General features: G+C 51.7%; 16 protein-coding genes. 6 read left to right on the forward strand and 10 right to left on the reverse strand.

Annotated features, from left to right (window positions below; translation table 11 throughout):
* Nucleotides 1–43: 43 nt before the first annotated feature.
* Nucleotides 44–1,072 carry an EF-P beta-lysylation protein EpmB gene (gene epmB, locus DES37_RS23485; protein WP_110028071.1) on the reverse strand — a complete coding sequence of 343 codons (1,029 nt, stop codon included), beginning with the start codon at nucleotides 1,070–1,072 and terminating at the stop codon, nucleotides 44–46.
* A gap of 41 nt (nucleotides 1,073–1,113) precedes the next feature.
* On the opposite strand from epmB, the gene efp reads away from it, so the two are divergent.
* From efp to DES37_RS23500, 3 genes are all read left to right on the forward strand, one after another.
* Complete coding sequence (efp, locus tag DES37_RS23490; RefSeq protein ID WP_036103171.1) at nucleotides 1,114–1,680, forward strand: elongation factor P; 567 nt, start codon at nucleotides 1,114–1,116, stop codon at nucleotides 1,678–1,680.
* A gap of 76 nt (nucleotides 1,681–1,756) precedes the next feature.
* Nucleotides 1,757–1,885, forward strand: a complete 129-nt coding sequence (locus tag DES37_RS23495; protein WP_072006892.1) for an entericidin A/B family lipoprotein — start codon at nucleotides 1,757–1,759, stop codon at nucleotides 1,883–1,885.
* Nucleotides 1,886–1,984: 99 nt separating this feature from the next.
* Nucleotides 1,985–2,131 (forward strand): entericidin A/B family lipoprotein, encoded by a 147-nt coding sequence (locus DES37_RS23500; protein WP_036103168.1) that lies wholly within the window; start codon nucleotides 1,985–1,987, stop codon nucleotides 2,129–2,131.
* Between the two features lie 63 nt (nucleotides 2,132–2,194).
* On the opposite strand, the gene DES37_RS23505 is transcribed toward DES37_RS23500, so the two are convergent.
* A complete protein-coding gene (locus DES37_RS23505; RefSeq protein WP_110028072.1) occupies nucleotides 2,195–2,782 on the reverse strand; it encodes a helix-turn-helix transcriptional regulator in 588 nt (195 codons plus the stop codon).
* 313 nt (nucleotides 2,783–3,095) lie between these two features.
* Here DES37_RS23505 and sugE point away from each other — a divergent pair, with 313 nt between their 5' ends.
* A complete protein-coding gene (sugE, locus tag DES37_RS23510) occupies nucleotides 3,096–3,413 on the forward strand; it encodes a quaternary ammonium compound efflux SMR transporter SugE (RefSeq protein WP_036103163.1) in 318 nt (105 codons plus the stop codon).
* On the opposite strand, the gene blc is transcribed toward sugE, so the two are convergent.
* The 5 genes from blc to frdA all read right to left on the reverse strand — a co-directional run bounded on the left by blc (nucleotide 3,399) and on the right by frdA (nucleotide 7,349).
* The gene (blc, locus tag DES37_RS23515) at nucleotides 3,399–3,941 is read right to left on the reverse strand and encodes an outer membrane lipoprotein Blc (RefSeq protein WP_110028073.1); all 543 of its coding nucleotides are present in this window, start codon (nucleotides 3,939–3,941) and stop codon (nucleotides 3,399–3,401) included. The genes sugE and blc overlap by 15 nt on opposite strands.
* A 114-nt stretch (nucleotides 3,942–4,055) precedes the next feature.
* Nucleotides 4,056–4,415, reverse strand: coding sequence for a fumarate reductase subunit FrdD (gene frdD / locus DES37_RS23520; RefSeq protein ID WP_036103159.1), 360 nt, complete (start codon nucleotides 4,413–4,415; stop codon nucleotides 4,056–4,058).
* A 10-nt stretch (nucleotides 4,416–4,425) separates the two neighbouring features.
* Nucleotides 4,426–4,821: a fumarate reductase subunit FrdC gene (gene frdC, locus DES37_RS23525; protein ID WP_036103157.1), complete on the reverse strand. Its 396-nt coding sequence runs from the start codon at nucleotides 4,819–4,821 to the stop codon at nucleotides 4,426–4,428.
* Between the two features lie 10 nt (nucleotides 4,822–4,831).
* Nucleotides 4,832–5,566, reverse strand: coding sequence for a succinate dehydrogenase/fumarate reductase iron-sulfur subunit (locus DES37_RS23530; RefSeq protein ID WP_064598221.1), 735 nt, complete (start codon nucleotides 5,564–5,566; stop codon nucleotides 4,832–4,834).
* Nucleotides 5,559–7,349 (reverse strand): fumarate reductase (quinol) flavoprotein subunit, encoded by a 1,791-nt coding sequence (gene frdA / locus DES37_RS23535; protein WP_110028074.1) that lies wholly within the window; start codon nucleotides 7,347–7,349, stop codon nucleotides 5,559–5,561. Before frdA ends, DES37_RS23530 begins: the two co-directional genes overlap by 8 nt.
* A 59-nt stretch (nucleotides 7,350–7,408) precedes the next feature.
* On the opposite strand from frdA, the gene DES37_RS25690 reads away from it, so the two are divergent.
* Complete coding sequence (locus DES37_RS25690; RefSeq protein WP_170123812.1) at nucleotides 7,409–7,576, forward strand: hypothetical protein; 168 nt, start codon at nucleotides 7,409–7,411, stop codon at nucleotides 7,574–7,576.
* A gap of 94 nt (nucleotides 7,577–7,670) precedes the next feature.
* Entirely contained in the window at nucleotides 7,671–8,648 is a 978-nt protein-coding gene (gene epmA, locus DES37_RS23540) for an elongation factor P--(R)-beta-lysine ligase (protein ID WP_036103151.1), read from the forward strand.
* A gap of 61 nt (nucleotides 8,649–8,709) precedes the next feature.
* Here the strand turns inward: epmA and mscM are convergent, their stop codons facing one another.
* The 3 genes from mscM to rsgA form a co-directional block, all read right to left on the reverse strand.
* Nucleotides 8,710–12,051, reverse strand: coding sequence for a miniconductance mechanosensitive channel MscM (gene mscM / locus DES37_RS23545; RefSeq protein WP_110028075.1), 3,342 nt, complete (start codon nucleotides 12,049–12,051; stop codon nucleotides 8,710–8,712).
* A gap of 23 nt (nucleotides 12,052–12,074) precedes the next feature.
* Nucleotides 12,075–13,004: an archaetidylserine decarboxylase gene (asd, locus tag DES37_RS23550; protein ID WP_036103514.1), complete on the reverse strand. Its 930-nt coding sequence runs from the start codon at nucleotides 13,002–13,004 to the stop codon at nucleotides 12,075–12,077.
* 101 nt (nucleotides 13,005–13,105) lie between these two features.
* A complete protein-coding gene (rsgA, locus tag DES37_RS23555) occupies nucleotides 13,106–14,161 on the reverse strand; it encodes a small ribosomal subunit biogenesis GTPase RsgA (RefSeq protein ID WP_036103148.1) in 1,056 nt (351 codons plus the stop codon).
* Nucleotides 14,162–14,250 lie beyond the last annotated feature (89 nt).

Raw genomic sequence — 14,250 nt, forward strand, 5'->3', positions numbered from 1 at the left:
TTTTTGGATTTTTACCTGAACGTGGTGTGAGTACAGCCAGGAACTAGTGCTGACGTAACTGCAGGTCCAGTGGCGTTTTGCTGGGCTCCCCGCCAATTTCCCTTGCCAGTTTAGGTACCAGGTATCCAGATACCAGAGTGAGTAGCTCGCGCATAATGGCCCGCGCTTCGTTATCTGAAACCAGAAAGTGGGCAGCACCCTGCACTTTATCCAGAATATGCAGGTAATAGGGCAGGATCCCGGCATCAAACAACGTATTACTGAGCTGCGCCAGGGTTTGTGCATTATTGTTCACGCCTTTGAGTAGCACGCTCTGGTTGAGTAGTGTCACGCCTGCCGCATGTAACCGGGCCATTGCCGCCCGCACTGTATCGTCGATTTCCTGCGCATGGTTAATATGGTTGACCAGCAGTACCTTCAGGCGAGACGCCATGATTCGTTCGCACAATGCGGGCGTTACCCGGGCGGGTATGACCACGGGCAGACGGCTGTGGATACGTAACCGCTTAATGTGTGGAATCGCCTCCAGGGCGGTTATCAGCCAGTCCAGTTCATGGTCTTTCGCCATGAGCGGGTCACCACCGGAGAAAATAATTTCATCCAGTTCCGGGTGAGCCTTAATGTAGTCCAGCGCGCTTTGCCAGTTGCGTTTATTGCCCTGATTTTCGGCATACGGGAAGTGGCGACGGAAACAATAACGGCAATTGACTGCACAACCACCTTTTACCAGCAATAACGCACGGTTACGGTATTTGTGTAATAAACCAGGCACGACACTGTGCTGTTCATCCAGAGGATCCTCGCTAAACCCGGCCACGTTGGTAAACTCTTGTTTGCTGGTAAGTACCTGAACCAGCAACGGATCATTGGGGTTTCCCTGCTCCATTCGAGCCACAAATGCACGGGGGACACGCAAAGCAAACAGCCGCCTGGCATCACGCCCGGCGAGCAGCGTTTCATTAGCGTCTACATTTAAAATATTCAGAAGTTCATCAGGATCGGTTATAACATCGGCAAGTTGCGCTAACCAATCTTCTCTGGAGGGGGTTTTTAGGGTTACAATGTGTGCCATTTTTTTGGCTAAGCTACCAGTTAATAATTTCAGAGGGCCTTATGGCGACTTACTATAGCAACGATTTTCGTTCTGGTCTTAAAATCATGTTAGATGGCGAACCTTATGCGGTTGAAGCCAGCGAATTCGTTAAACCAGGGAAAGGTCAGGCTTTTGCGCGTGTTAAGCTGCGCCGTCTGTTGACCGGTACCCGTGTAGAAAAAACCTTCAAATCTACTGATTCCGCAGAAGGTGCTGATGTTGTCGATATGAACCTGACTTACCTGTACAACGATGGTGAGTTCTGGCACTTCATGAACAACGAAACCTTCGAACAGCTGGCTGCAGACGCGAAAGCTATTGGTGAAAACGAAAAATGGCTGCTGGATCAGGCTGAGTGCATCGTGACTCTGTGGAATGGTCAGCCGATTTCTGTGACTCCGCCGAACTTCGTTGAGCTGGAAGTGGTTGAAACCGATCCGGGCCTGAAAGGTGATACTGCCGGTACTGGCGGTAAACCAGCTACGCTGTCTACTGGCGCAGTGGTAAAAGTGCCGCTGTTCGTTCAGATTGGTGAAGTTATCCGTGTTGATACCCGCTCTGGCGAATATGTATCTCGCGTGAAATAAGCTGAATTCTGTTTTACGGTGCGGGCGTGATGCCTGCGCCGTAAAGTGTCTGTGCATTGTCTTCCGGGGTTATGCGATGGTAAGAGCGGTTCAATCACTGGTTATCATTCTGGTTGTTGCGTTATTGTCTGGTTGTAATACGGCCCGGGGCTTTGGTGAAGATATCCAGCACCTCGGCGGAGCGATTCAGCGCGCCTCCGACTAATCTTTTTCAGTCTGCTCTTAATTTTTCGCTGCACACTTTCTGGTGCACTATCCTTGTTATTGTCTCTGACCAATAAATGACGACAGATAAGGAGCGATTATGAGCAAGAAAACGATTGCGGCGCTTATTGCTGCGTTGATCTGTACCTCTGTTCTGACTGCCTGTAATACTACTCGCGGTGTCGGGCAAGATATTCAGGAAGGCGGTAGCGCTATTTCTGATGCAGCAACCAACGCTCAGAAATAATCACAGTAAGAATTTAGACTTTGGCGAAGTGATGGTGTCTGCGGGTACCATCATTTCGTTTTCTCAGGTTAAAAATAACGCCAGGCGGTTATTTACCCCAAGTTTCATACGGATATTGCGTTTGTAGGTATAAACGGTTTTTACTGATATCCCCATTTGGCTGGCAATATTTTCATTACTGGTCTCATGCTCCCACAAATCCAGAATTTTTTCTTCTCTGAGCGTCAGTAATGGCGTGAGGTCTCGTTGTAACCCAAAGGGTGGGCGAGAAAAAAGCGACTCCTGTAATATTTCCTTAATATTCTCAAGTGAATTGTTTTTATCGAGTATTTTCCATGCCCCCATTGCATCATGCAGCGCCCCCAATTCAGGCGGTGTGTGGTCACTTTGCTGAAGAATTAACCGGGTTGATGAACCGCAGGCAAGAGAAATCGAAGCCAGTTGTTGTACGTGATGTATTTCTTTCAGAAAGCCATGAAAGTCAGCCATCACAATATTTGGCTGGTGCCGCAATATATACTCTCGGGCAAATAATAAGTTATCTGTGTCAACAATATTAAAATTTACCGATAAATCTCCTGATGACATGACCAGAGATTTCAACCCGAAGCGGCTAAAGTAACAACGATCCACAAGTAATACGCTAAACATACATATTCTGCATCCGGTAACAAAAATAGCCTGAGCCACTTTCCAGGGTAAGGTGCCATGATAGAAAGAAAACCCGCTAACTGAATTATGGAACTGGCAGCAGAAGCAGTGCTATTTCTCACGTTAGTCAAGCAAGAAAGTGGTGGTTGCATTGCTATAGCAGGTTTGCAAGAATGAAAAGTTGTCTTTTTGTATAACCTTTATGCACTGCATGCCTGTGTGGGTAAGGCTCTGCACGAAAATATTCCCCCGTTCAGGACGACCTGTAGCGGGTTTTTCATTACATATTGGGGACGGCCCCTCAGGAGCCCCGATGTCATGGTTATTACTCATTCTTGCCGGTTTGCTGGAAGTGATTTGGGCTGCCGGGCTAAAACACACCCACGGCTTCAGCCGCTTTTATCCTTCTGTTGTTGTTCTTGGCGCGATGGCGCTCAGTTTGTTATTGCTCTCACATGTGATTAAAAGCCTGCCCGCTGGCACTGCGTATGCTGTATGGAGTGGTATTGGTGCTGTGGGGGTAGTGATTATTGGGATTGTTTGGGAAGGGGAGCCCGCAACACCGGCCAGGCTTTTCAGCCTGGCAATGATTGTTGCGGGTATCCTGGGCGTTAAACTATTTAGCCACTGACGGCGCCTGTTTTACCCAAATCAGTTTGCTGGTATCAAAGCCTTGCTGCTGGGCCAGGTGGATATACTGATTTTTTACTTCCTGGCTAAGTGTTGGGGTACGGGACAATATCCACAAATAGTTTTTGTCCGGCCCACACAGCAGGGCATGTTGGTAATATTTATCAACAGCCATCACATTATAACCACCATAGAAGGGCCCAAAGAACGAGACCTTCAGCGCGCCTTTAGTGGGCTCACCTGTGAACCAGGCTTCACCCTCTGCCGACTGCCATATGCCACGCGCCGGGTTATAGCCGCGGTTAATTACACTGACGCCACCATTTACCTGTAAACCGTACGTGGCCGTGACTTGCTCCAGCCCACTTTCAAAGGGGTGGTCAAGGCGGGCTATTTCATACCAGGTGCCAAGATAGCGGTTGATGTTGAAATTCTCGACAACGGTAACGCCGGGTGGGGGAACGGGATTGCTGCAGCCTGTTAACGTGGCGACGCCAAGCAGGATGGCGAGACATAAACTTTTACGCATGGTGTGCTTCCTTTTTTCTTTTAAGTGTAGGAAGTCACGGGAAAAATGTAGGGGAAAGTGCAGAATTTTTTTATGGCCTGGCGGCAGGCTCTGCCGCCAGGTTTGAGTGTGGTATTAAATAAAGGCCACACCAATCAGTGTAACAACGGTCAGGATTGCAGCCAGCCCGTAAAATACCCATTTGCCGGCAGGAACATGAATCTTCATGTCATGCATACCGTGGTGGATACGGTGCAGGCCACACCACAAGGGCAGGACTATCATCAGAAAAATGAACACCCGGCCAATAAAGCTTTGGGCAAAGGCCAGAACACGTTCATACCCCAGTGCTTCGCCAGGGTAAAAACCCAGCGGCAGCAAAATCCCGACCAGCAGGACGATAACAGGCGCGATAATCGCTCCCCACATACCGCCACCACCAAACAGCCCCCAAAATACCGGTTCGTCGGAACGCTTCAGTTGTTGATTTGTCATAATGCCTCCCTTACCAGAACAGCGCCACGCCAAGAATCACGACAGTGACAATGGCAGTGACTGCCCACAGTGCGCGAATCAGGGGTTGTGGGGGTAGTTTCTCACCTTTAACGATCAGAATAGCGGCTTTCGGCGCCAGTTCGAACCAGGTTTTGGTATGCAGCAGGGCTGCAGCCAGGGTAATCAGATTCAGGATGATCACCACTGGGTTTTGCAGGAAGCCAACAAAGCCGGCCCAGGATTCTGCCCCGCCTTTTAATGCATACAACCCATAAATCAGGATGATGCTGAACCAGACGGTTGGCACAGAGGTGCCTTCACGAAGCATATAGAAACGGTAAAACGGCAGTTTTTGCCACCAGTCAGGAGCAACTGCCCGCACATAAGGTTTACGTTTTGTGGTCATGCTGCACTCCTTAGCGTGGTTTCAGGGTGGCGATTAAAAAGTCCTTCGCACTTTCCACTTTTGTTTGCTGAATTGCGGCTGCCGGGTCGACATGTTTCGGGCAGACTTCAGAACAAAAGCCGACAAATGTGCAGGGCCACACACCGTTTTCACCGTTAATCACTGGCATACGCATTTTCTTGCCATGATCACGGCTGTCCAGATTGTAGCGATGGGCCAGCGTCAGGGCTGCCGGGCCAATAAACTCCGGATTCAGGCCAAATTGTGGGCAGGCGGCGTAACACAACCCACAGTTAATACACCCGGAAAACTGGTGATAACGCGCCATTTGCGCAGGTGTTTGGGTATTTGGCCCTTGTTCTGGAGAACGATTATTGCCAATGATGTAGGGCTTAATTGCCTCAAGGCTTTCAATGAAGTGGGTCATGTCCACCACAAGATCGCGCTCAATGGGGAAATTTGCCAGTGCCTCGATTTTAATGCCCTGAGTGTAATCACGCAGGAAGGTTTTACAGGCCAGTTTAGGGATTTGGTTAACCATCATGCCGCAGGAACCGCAAATCGCCATACGGCAGGACCAGCGGTAGCTCAGGTCTGGTGCCAGGTTATCTTTGATATAACCCAGCGCATCCAGCAATGAAGTTTGTTCATCCCATGGCACATCGTAAAACACACTGTGTGGCTCGTTATCCGTTTCCGGGTTATAACGCACCACTTCCAGTTTCATGGTTTTCATCTCAGCCATTCGCCGTCTCCTTTTTATCGGCTGCTTCCGCTTCGGCGCCATAAACGCGTTTTGCTGGTGGCAGAGTGGTGATTTTCACATCGCTGTATTCAAGATGGGTGTGGCCTTCGGCATCCCTGAACGCCAGGGTATGTTTGAGGAAGTTCACATCATCACGCTCTGTGCAACCTTCATCAAGGCGTTGATGCGCCCCACGGGATTCTTTACGTGCCAGTGCTGAGTGCGCCATACATTCGGCAACATTCAGGCCGTGGCCCAGTTCTATGGTGTAAAGCAAATCGGTGTTGAACACGCTGGAGGTGTCGGTAATGCGCACACGCTTGAAGCGCTCCTGCAATTCAGCCAGTTTATCGATGGTTTTTTGCATCAGTTCCGGCGTACGGTAAATCCCGCAGCCTTCTTCCATCGACAGGCCCATTTCGTCGCGAATTTTCGCCCAGTTTTCGTTCCCTTCCTGGTTTACCAGGGTTGTCAGGCGGCGTTCAATATCAGCGACCTGAGCATTCAGGGCATTGTCATTACCGGCACTTGCCTGTGCAGCGTGCGCCATCGCTTTTTCACCCGCCATGCGGCCAAACACCACCAGTTCCGCCAGAGAGTTGGACCCCAGACGGTTGGCACCGTGCAGCCCCACAGAAGAGCACTCGCCGACAGCGAACAAACCTGCAATACGGGTTTCACATTCGGTGTTGGTTTCAATGCCACCCATGGTGTAGTGCGCTGTTGGGCGAACTGGAATAGGTTCTTTGATGGGATCCACACCGACATAAGCTTTCGCCAGTTCACAAATAAATGGCAGGCGCTCGAGCAGTTTTTTCTCACCAAGGTGGCGTAAGTCCAGATACACCACATCGCCCCTTGGCGTTTCAATGGTGCGGCCAGCACGCCACTCATGCCAGAAGGCCTGCGAAACTTTGTCGCGCGGGCCCAATTCCATATATTTGTTCTTCGGTTCACCCAGTGGGGTTTCTGGCCCCATACCGTAATCCTGCAGGTAACGGTAGCCGTCTTTGTTGACCAGAATACCACCTTCACCACGGCAGCCTTCTGTCATCAGAATACCGGAGCCCGGCAAACCGGTGGGGTGATACTGCACGAATTCCATATCCCGCAGCGGTACGCCATGAGCCAGTGCCATGCCCATACCGTCGCCGGTGACAATCCCGCCGTTAGTGTTATAGCGATAAACACGGCCAGCGCCGCCGGTTGCCATAACCACGGCATTTGCACGGATTTGTACCAGCGTCCCTTCCATCATATTCATGGCGACCAGGCCGCGCACATGGCCTTCATCAACCAGAATGTCGAGGACAAAGTGTTCATCGAAGCGGTGAATTTGTGGGAATTGCAGAGAAGTTTGGAACAGGGTGTGGAGCATATGAAAGCCGGTTTTATCTGCGGCAAACCAGGTCCTTTCTATTTTCATCCCCCCAAAACGACGCACGTTAACCGACCCGTCAGGGCGGCGGCTCCATGGGCATCCCCATTGCTCCAGTTGCGTCATCTCTGTTGGGCAGTGATGAACGAAATAATCAACAACGTCCTGTTCACAGAGCCAGTCACCACCTGCAACGGTATCGTGAAAATGATACTCGAAACTATCATGATCTTGTGCGACCGCGGCAGAACCACCTTCAGCAGCAACAGTGTGGCTGCGCATTGGGTAGACTTTGGATATCAGCGCGATGGTGGCTTGTGGATTCGCCTGCGCTGCCGCAATTGCGGTGCGAAGACCTGCACCGCCGGCACCAATTATAGCGATATCAGCTTGAATGGTTTGCACGACATTCCTCCAGATTATGGTTATTTCGCAACGCATCTGTTCCAAAGGTAGCTCACACAATGGCCGATAGCGAAAGCGAACGTTTTCCCCTGCTCCTTGGTGGGGAGGACAGTATAACCTTGCTAAAAAGAGGGAAAATTGACGTGTTCGATTTTTTTGTTGATATCCGCAACAATCAACTAATGTCACTGACTGACTTACAAAAAAATGAGCCAGGCCAGGCATGACGGGCTTATTCGGCAAATTTTGCTGTGCAAAATTTGTCTCTTTATGGAGATGCGAGTAGACTGCGTGCCCTTGTGTCAAACCGGAGAAAGTAACATGAGCGATACGGCAACCTGGCAGCCGGGCGCATCAGTCCCCAATTTATTGAAACGTGCTGAAATTATGGCCGGAATACGGCGTTTTTTTTCAGACCGGGGCGTCCTTGAAGTCGAAACCCCCTGTATGAGCCAGGCAACGGTTACTGACGTCCATTTGGTGCCTTTCGAAACACGTTTTGTTGGGCCGGGTCATTCACAAGGGATGAACCTGTATTTAATGACCAGCCCGGAATACCACATGAAGCGCTTGCTTGCTGCAGGCTGTGGGCCGGTCTATCAGTTATGCCGTAGTTTCCGTAATGAAGAAATGGGGCGCTACCATAACCCTGAATTCACTATGCTGGAATGGTACCGGCCTTGCTATGACATGTATCGCCTGATGAACGAGGTGGATGACTTATTACAGCAAGTGCTGGAGTGCAGCCCGGCAGAGTCACTTTCTTATCAGCAGGCGTTTCAGCGCCATCTTGAAATCGACCCACTGTCTGCAGATAAACAGCAGTTACGTGAAGTTGCCGCTCGCCTTGATTTAAGTAATATCGCCGATACCGAAGAAGACCGCGATACCTTGTTGCAACTGTTGTTTGCTATGGGTGTAGAGCCGCATATTGGCAAAGATAAACCGACCTTTGTGTACCATTTCCCGGCAAGCCAGGCCGCACTGGCGCAAATCAGTACCGAAGATCACCGTGTGGCTGAGCGCTTTGAAGTCTATTTCCGGGGGGTGGAGCTGGCGAATGGTTTCCACGAACTGACAGACGCGGGCGAACAACAGCAGCGCTTTGAGCAGGATAACCGTAAACGTGCCGCGAAAGGGCTTCCTCAACAGCCCGTGGACGTTAACCTGCTGGAAGCACTGAAAGCCGGTATGCCGGATTGTTCTGGTGTCGCTCTGGGTGTTGATCGCCTGGTGATGCTGGCGCTGAACGCTGAAAGTTTATCTGAGGTAATGGCTTTTACTGTCGACCGGGCCTGATCCACGCACGCGTAACAGGCGCGATAAAACACCCCTGCCAGAGTATGGCGGGGTGTTTTTTTTACAGGCTACCGGGTGAACGCACGCTTTTGCCCGCAGAGGTCAGGGTGGTTGCGCTACGTTTGCCATCCAGTGATTCAAGCCGCATCTGGAAAGGTGGGAACGGCAGGTCAATATTATGCTCCCGGAAGCCCAGCAGGATTAACTGGTGGAGCTCATGGCGTAACGGCATCCGGTGCCCCATCTCAGCCGCGTAGATTCGCAGTTCAAACAGTTGAATGCCCTGTTGCAAATCCACCAGGTAAGCTTCAGGTGGTGGGTTATCAATCACCAGCGAACACCGGTGCGCGGCTGTCAGCAAAATCCCCGTAACGGTTTCGGTATCGGCTTCCACAGGGGCCGGGACACTGAGCACCACACGAGTAACAGAATCAGACAGCGACCAGTTAATAAACTGTTCAGTAATAAACGCCTTATTGGGGACAATTATCTCTTTACGATCCCAGTCGCTGATAGTGGTTGCCCGGGTGTTAATTTTGGTAATACTGCCTGTCAGGTCTCGAATCGTTACGGTATCGCCAATACGAATGGGTTTTTCAAACAAGATAATCAGCCCGGAAATAAAGTTGGCGAAAATCTCCTGTAAGCCAAAGCCCAGCCCCACACCTAACGCGGCAACCAGCCACTGTAATTTGGCCCATTCAATACCAATCATGGAAAACCCGACCAGGCCGCCCAGCAGCATCAGCAAATATTTGGTGACGGTAGTAATGGCATAACCGGTGCCAGGGGTCAGATCCAAATGCTGCAGTATAGCCAGCTCCAACAGAGCAGGTAGATTACGCACCAGTTGCATAGTGATAATGAACACCAGAATGGCGATAAGCACAGCACCAACGGTAATGGGTTCGATGCTTTCCACACCCTGTACAGTGGTGGTGACATCCCACAATGAAATGTTCTCCAGGAAGCTGAACGCCGAATGGATCTCCGACCATAACGCGATCACCGAGATCAATGCGACCAGTGTCAGCAGGGATCGCACCAGGCGGAGAGACTGCGCGCTGATCGTATCCAGATCTATTTCGGTATCTTCAGGAAGATCCGGGCCGCCTTCCGCACTGTGCCCCTGCACTGATTCTTCTTCGCCTTTCGCTCGTTGAGCAAGGATCTCCGCCCGGCGGTGTTTGGCCCGGTCGAATGCCAGCCGGCGGCGCTGAATAAACATCCAGCGGCGCACAATATGGTAGATGACCAGCAGCAAAAACCAGATGGCGACAGAGGTTTCCAGGCGCGCCAGCAACGCCTGCGACGTTGCGAGGTAACCCACCAGTGATGCCAGCGCAGACAGTACAGGTGCGCAGATCAATAAGTTCCAGAACAGGCGGTTGAGGACATTGTCACCATTGCCCTGCTTATCCAGCCACAGTGGGATCCCGGCACGTTTTAAACTGAGAGTGACAATAGCCAGTGCACCACAGATAAAGACAAAACACAGGCGGCCGAGTGAAGCGGAAAACTCCCGGTCATTGAGGTTATCGAACATGATAAGCGCCATAATTAGCGGCACAATTAAACCAATGCTCATCAGGTAATAACGCATAGCCCGGGCTACCCGGTGGCGCGGCCAGCCGAAATGAGCCACAAACAGGCCATTGCTGCGTGCAAAGGTGGCGCAAATCATCACCACCCACAGCAAGGGTACCGTGGCAGTTACACCGTCGCCAACTGCGACTGCGATTGGCCACGGCCAGGCCTGTTGTAAACCATGGCCCAGAATGCCCCATAGCACGGGTAACGGGGAGGCAACCAGAATCGACCAGAACACAGTGCGAATGGTGAGATAAAAGTGATCCTGGGTGACTTTGCCAACTTTACTGCTGGAACGTTCAAGGAACGCTGAAAAGTGGCGACGAGAACTGATACTGAACCCCACCAGAACCAGAGCAGCAAATAAAGGGATCAGGGTTTCCCGGCTGGTCAGCATCATACCTGCGGCGTTGCCTAATTGCCCCAGAGTATCAAGCGAGAGCAGACGGCGCAGATCCTGCATGATATCCAGCGGCCAGCTCAGGGAGATGGCGCTGACATCCGCTGTCCAGAACAGGTAGCGGTGAGTGGCTTCGTTGACCTCTTTCAGCGCATCTTCCAACTGGCTGTTGGCGACGCGCAATTTCGTTAACTCAAGGATAAGCGCATCGCCACCCTGTAAGAGTGAACTCAGTAATTCACGCTGGGTGCGTAACTGGGCGTCAAGAATCTTAGTTTGTTCCGGAGTCAGTGGCTGGCCACTGGCCTGGCGAACCTGGCGCAACTGCGGTTGTTTATTCAGTTGATCTTCATAACGCAACCGTTGAACACGGATTTGCGCCATTTCGGTATCTACCTGCTGTGGTTTGGGCATTTCGGGCAGGCGCGCCACCTGAGCGCGAAGTGTTTCGCCCAGAACATTAGACACCCCTAACCACTGTGACTGTTCACGCAGGGTATTGAGCGCCTGGCGCACTTGCAGAATCTGGTTGGCAGCCTGGCGCTGCTGAGAGGCGACCAGATCCATGCGTTGCGCCTGAAGATTCAGCGCCTGAGAAAGTTCACGGTTAACAGTAAACTGGGCCTCGATTTCTGGGGGCAGGTTTTCGCTGTTTTCCGCTAACAGCTCGGTGCTTTCCAGCGCTTTTTCTGCCTCGCGCTGGCGCTGGTTATTTAATTGATTACGTAGCGCCTGTAACCGCCCGTCCAGTTGTTCGCTCTGTTTCTCCGCAAGGCTTGCCCGCAGGCGTGCCAGTTCCTGGCGATTATTTGCAGAAAGCTGAGCCAGTTCCAGCTCGGTAAGCCTGGCGCGCAGGCGAGCAATATCCGCCTGGAGTGCCCACTGCTGTGCCTGTGCCAGAGGTGTATTGGAAGCATTGATACCTGAACGGCGCTCCAGTTCGCCAAGCTGGCGGCGGATATCGGTTTGCTGCTGCGGCAACTGGTTCAGTGAATCGGTAATATCGCGGCTTTTTTCCTGCTCCTGCTGAGCTTCGCGGGTTTTATCCAGCAATTTGCTGCTGACCTGGAGAATTTCCTGGTTAAGCACGTCCGCTGACAACCCCGCAGGGATTTTTTCCGCCTCTGATGAGGGCTGGTTAGCCAGTTGCTGGCGTAACGCCTGAGAGAGTTTGGGAAAGTTATCGATAACCTGCTGGTATTCATCAGCCTGTTGCCGGGCGTGCTCACGCTCTTCAAGAGAGCTCAATGCAGCCTGAAGGGTTTCAATCAGTTCAGCCTGGCCTGGCTGGTTCTTGTTAGCTTTCGCTTGCTCCAGTGCCTGAGCAATAGCGTCGTTATCCGTAGAAGAAGGGGCGGCGTGCGCCCCCAGGCTGAGACTCAGGGTCACCAGAAACAGGATTAGCAGGCGCACGTTGCGTACTCGTCGGTTAGTAGTTAACTGTCTTCAGCGGCGGGTTGAACCTGCTCTGTTGCCAGGTTGTCGCCTTGTTCAGCGTGAGCCACACTTCCCCAGGCCAGTGTGTCGCCAAGGCGGGTGGTCAGCAATGGCTTGAGTTGTTCATCCAGCGTCACTTTACCTGGTGCAAACAGGTTAATCACGGTTGAGCCCAGTTTAAAACGCCCCATTTCCTGGCCTTTCAGTAACGCAACCGCGTCTTCCTGGCTGCCGTCAGGCCAGGTCCAGCGTTTAATTATCCCTTCCCGTGGCGGAGTGACAGTACCAGCCCATACAGTTTCAATACTGCCAACGATGGTCGCGCCCACCATAATTTGTGCCATTGGGCCAAATTCGGTATCAAACAGGCAAATAACTCGTTCGTTACGGGCAAACAGATTAGGCACATTTTGCGCGGTTAACGGGTTGACGGAGAACAGGTCGCCCGGTACGTAAATCATTTCCCGCAGAATGCCGTTGCAGGGCATATGCACCCGGTGGTAATCCCGCGGGGACAAGTACGTAGTGACGAAGCTGCCATTACGAAACAGTGCCGCCATGTTGTAGTTACCTGCCAGCAAGGCTTCCAGCGTGTAATCATGGCCTTTCGCCTGCAGCAGTTTATCGTCTTCAATCGCCCCGCACTGGCTCACCGCGCCATCGGCCGGCATTACCAGGGCATTTGGGTCAGTGTTCAGGCGGCGCGCATCTTCCCGTAAAGGGCGCACGAAAAATTCGTTGAAGGTACGGTAACTGGCTGTATCCGGCTTTTGCGCTTCTTTCATGTCAACTTTGTAGCATTTAACGAACGCATCAATTACCAGTTTGGTCAGCCAGCCTGCGCGCTTGTTTGCACCCCAGCCAGCCAGCCGGGTCAGCCACAGTTTGGGCAGAATGTATTGAAGTGAAAGTTTAATGTTATTTAGCAAGTTAGCCTCCAGGCCGTTGTATTGCTTTTCCTTGCCCGGCATCGCGTGTTGACCGGGCCTGTATACAGGGCGACGAATTTTAACGGCAGCCTGCCTGGTTGTCAGTTATCGGTTTCTGAAAAATTCTTACGGGTTTTGACTTGCGCCATGCTTTCCAGAATGCGGTGATAGTTTTCAAAACGAGTTTCAGCTATTTCACCGCGTTCAACGGCAGCGCGCAGGGCACAACCGGGATCATTGTTATGGCTGCAGTCGCGGTATTTACAGGTGCCTAAATAATCATGGAATTCGACAAAACCCTGAGTGATTTGTTCCGCTTCCAGGTGCCACAGACCAAATTCACGAACGCCGGGGGAGTCAATGACATCACCACCATGGGGGAAGTGATAAAGGCGCGCGGCGGTGGTGGTATGCTGCCCAAGGCCAGAAACATCGGAAACGTCGTTAGTCAGGATTTTTTCTTCATCCAGCCCTAACAACGCATTCAGCAAACTGGATTTCCCCACACCAGACTGACCAGCAAAGATACTGATACGGCCTGTCAGCAGGGTTTCAAGCTCTTCCAGCCCCTGGTGAGCATGACTGGAAACCATCAGTACGCGGTAACCAATTTTGCGGTAAATATCCATTTGCTCGTTCACGAAGTTCAGTGCGTCTTCATCAAGTAAATCGGTTTTATTGAGCACCAGCAGTGGTTCAACATCCAGGGTTTCGCAGGCAACCAGATAACGGTCAATAATATTCAGGGAGAGTTCCGGCAGAATTGCAGAGACAATCACAATTTGATCGATATTGGCAGCGATGGGTTTTATCCCGTCATAATAATCAGGCCGGGTCAGTACGGAGGCTCGTTCGTGCACCGCCTCGACGATGCCGTTGACCATCACGCCTTCAGCTGCGGGTTTGCCCGGGCGCCAGACCACGCGGTCGCCAGTAACCAGGGATTTGATGGTACGGCGAATGTTGCAACGGTGGACTTCGCCGTCGGAGGATTCAACGTCAGCGTGCATACCGAAACGGCTGATAACGATACCCTCTTGTGGCTCGCCAAACAGCGTATCGTCGTAATCTGTTTTCTCCGTAGGGTTTTTCAACCTGCGCTGGTGGTTCGCTTTCACGCGGCGTTGTTGGCCTTTGGAGAGTTTATTTTTACTCAATAGTGGTGGCTCCTGGTCGCCCACAATGGGCAAAACCTCTATGATACACGCTATTTTATACGAAATAACCGATTGTCAGTGCGCCAAGA

This window comes from Mangrovibacter plantisponsor (assembly GCF_003182475.1).
In the GTDB taxonomy this organism is placed as follows: Bacteria; Pseudomonadota; Gammaproteobacteria; order Enterobacterales; family Enterobacteriaceae; genus Mangrovibacter; species Mangrovibacter plantisponsor.

Coding starts and splice junctions, on each gene's coding strand:
- epmB (WP_110028071.1), bottom strand. CDS start 1,072: ATGGCACACATTGTAACCCTAAAAACCCCCTCCAGAGAAGATTGGTTA.
- efp (WP_036103171.1), top strand. CDS start 1,114: ATGGCGACTTACTATAGCAACGATTTTCGTTCTGGTCTTAAAATCATG.
- DES37_RS23495 (WP_072006892.1), top strand. CDS start 1,757: ATGGTAAGAGCGGTTCAATCACTGGTTATCATTCTGGTTGTTGCGTTA.
- DES37_RS23500 (WP_036103168.1), top strand. CDS start 1,985: ATGAGCAAGAAAACGATTGCGGCGCTTATTGCTGCGTTGATCTGTACC.
- DES37_RS23505 (WP_110028072.1), bottom strand. CDS start 2,782: ATGTTTAGCGTATTACTTGTGGATCGTTGTTACTTTAGCCGCTTCGGG.
- sugE (WP_036103163.1), top strand. CDS start 3,096: ATGTCATGGTTATTACTCATTCTTGCCGGTTTGCTGGAAGTGATTTGG.
- blc (WP_110028073.1), bottom strand. CDS start 3,941: ATGCGTAAAAGTTTATGTCTCGCCATCCTGCTTGGCGTCGCCACGTTA.
- frdD (WP_036103159.1), bottom strand. CDS start 4,415: ATGACAAATCAACAACTGAAGCGTTCCGACGAACCGGTATTTTGGGGG.
- frdC (WP_036103157.1), bottom strand. CDS start 4,821: ATGACCACAAAACGTAAACCTTATGTGCGGGCAGTTGCTCCTGACTGG.
- DES37_RS23530 (WP_064598221.1), bottom strand. CDS start 5,566: ATGGCTGAGATGAAAACCATGAAACTGGAAGTGGTGCGTTATAACCCG.
- DES37_RS25690 (WP_170123812.1), top strand. CDS start 7,409: ATGGCCGATAGCGAAAGCGAACGTTTTCCCCTGCTCCTTGGTGGGGAG.
- epmA (WP_036103151.1), top strand. CDS start 7,671: ATGAGCGATACGGCAACCTGGCAGCCGGGCGCATCAGTCCCCAATTTA.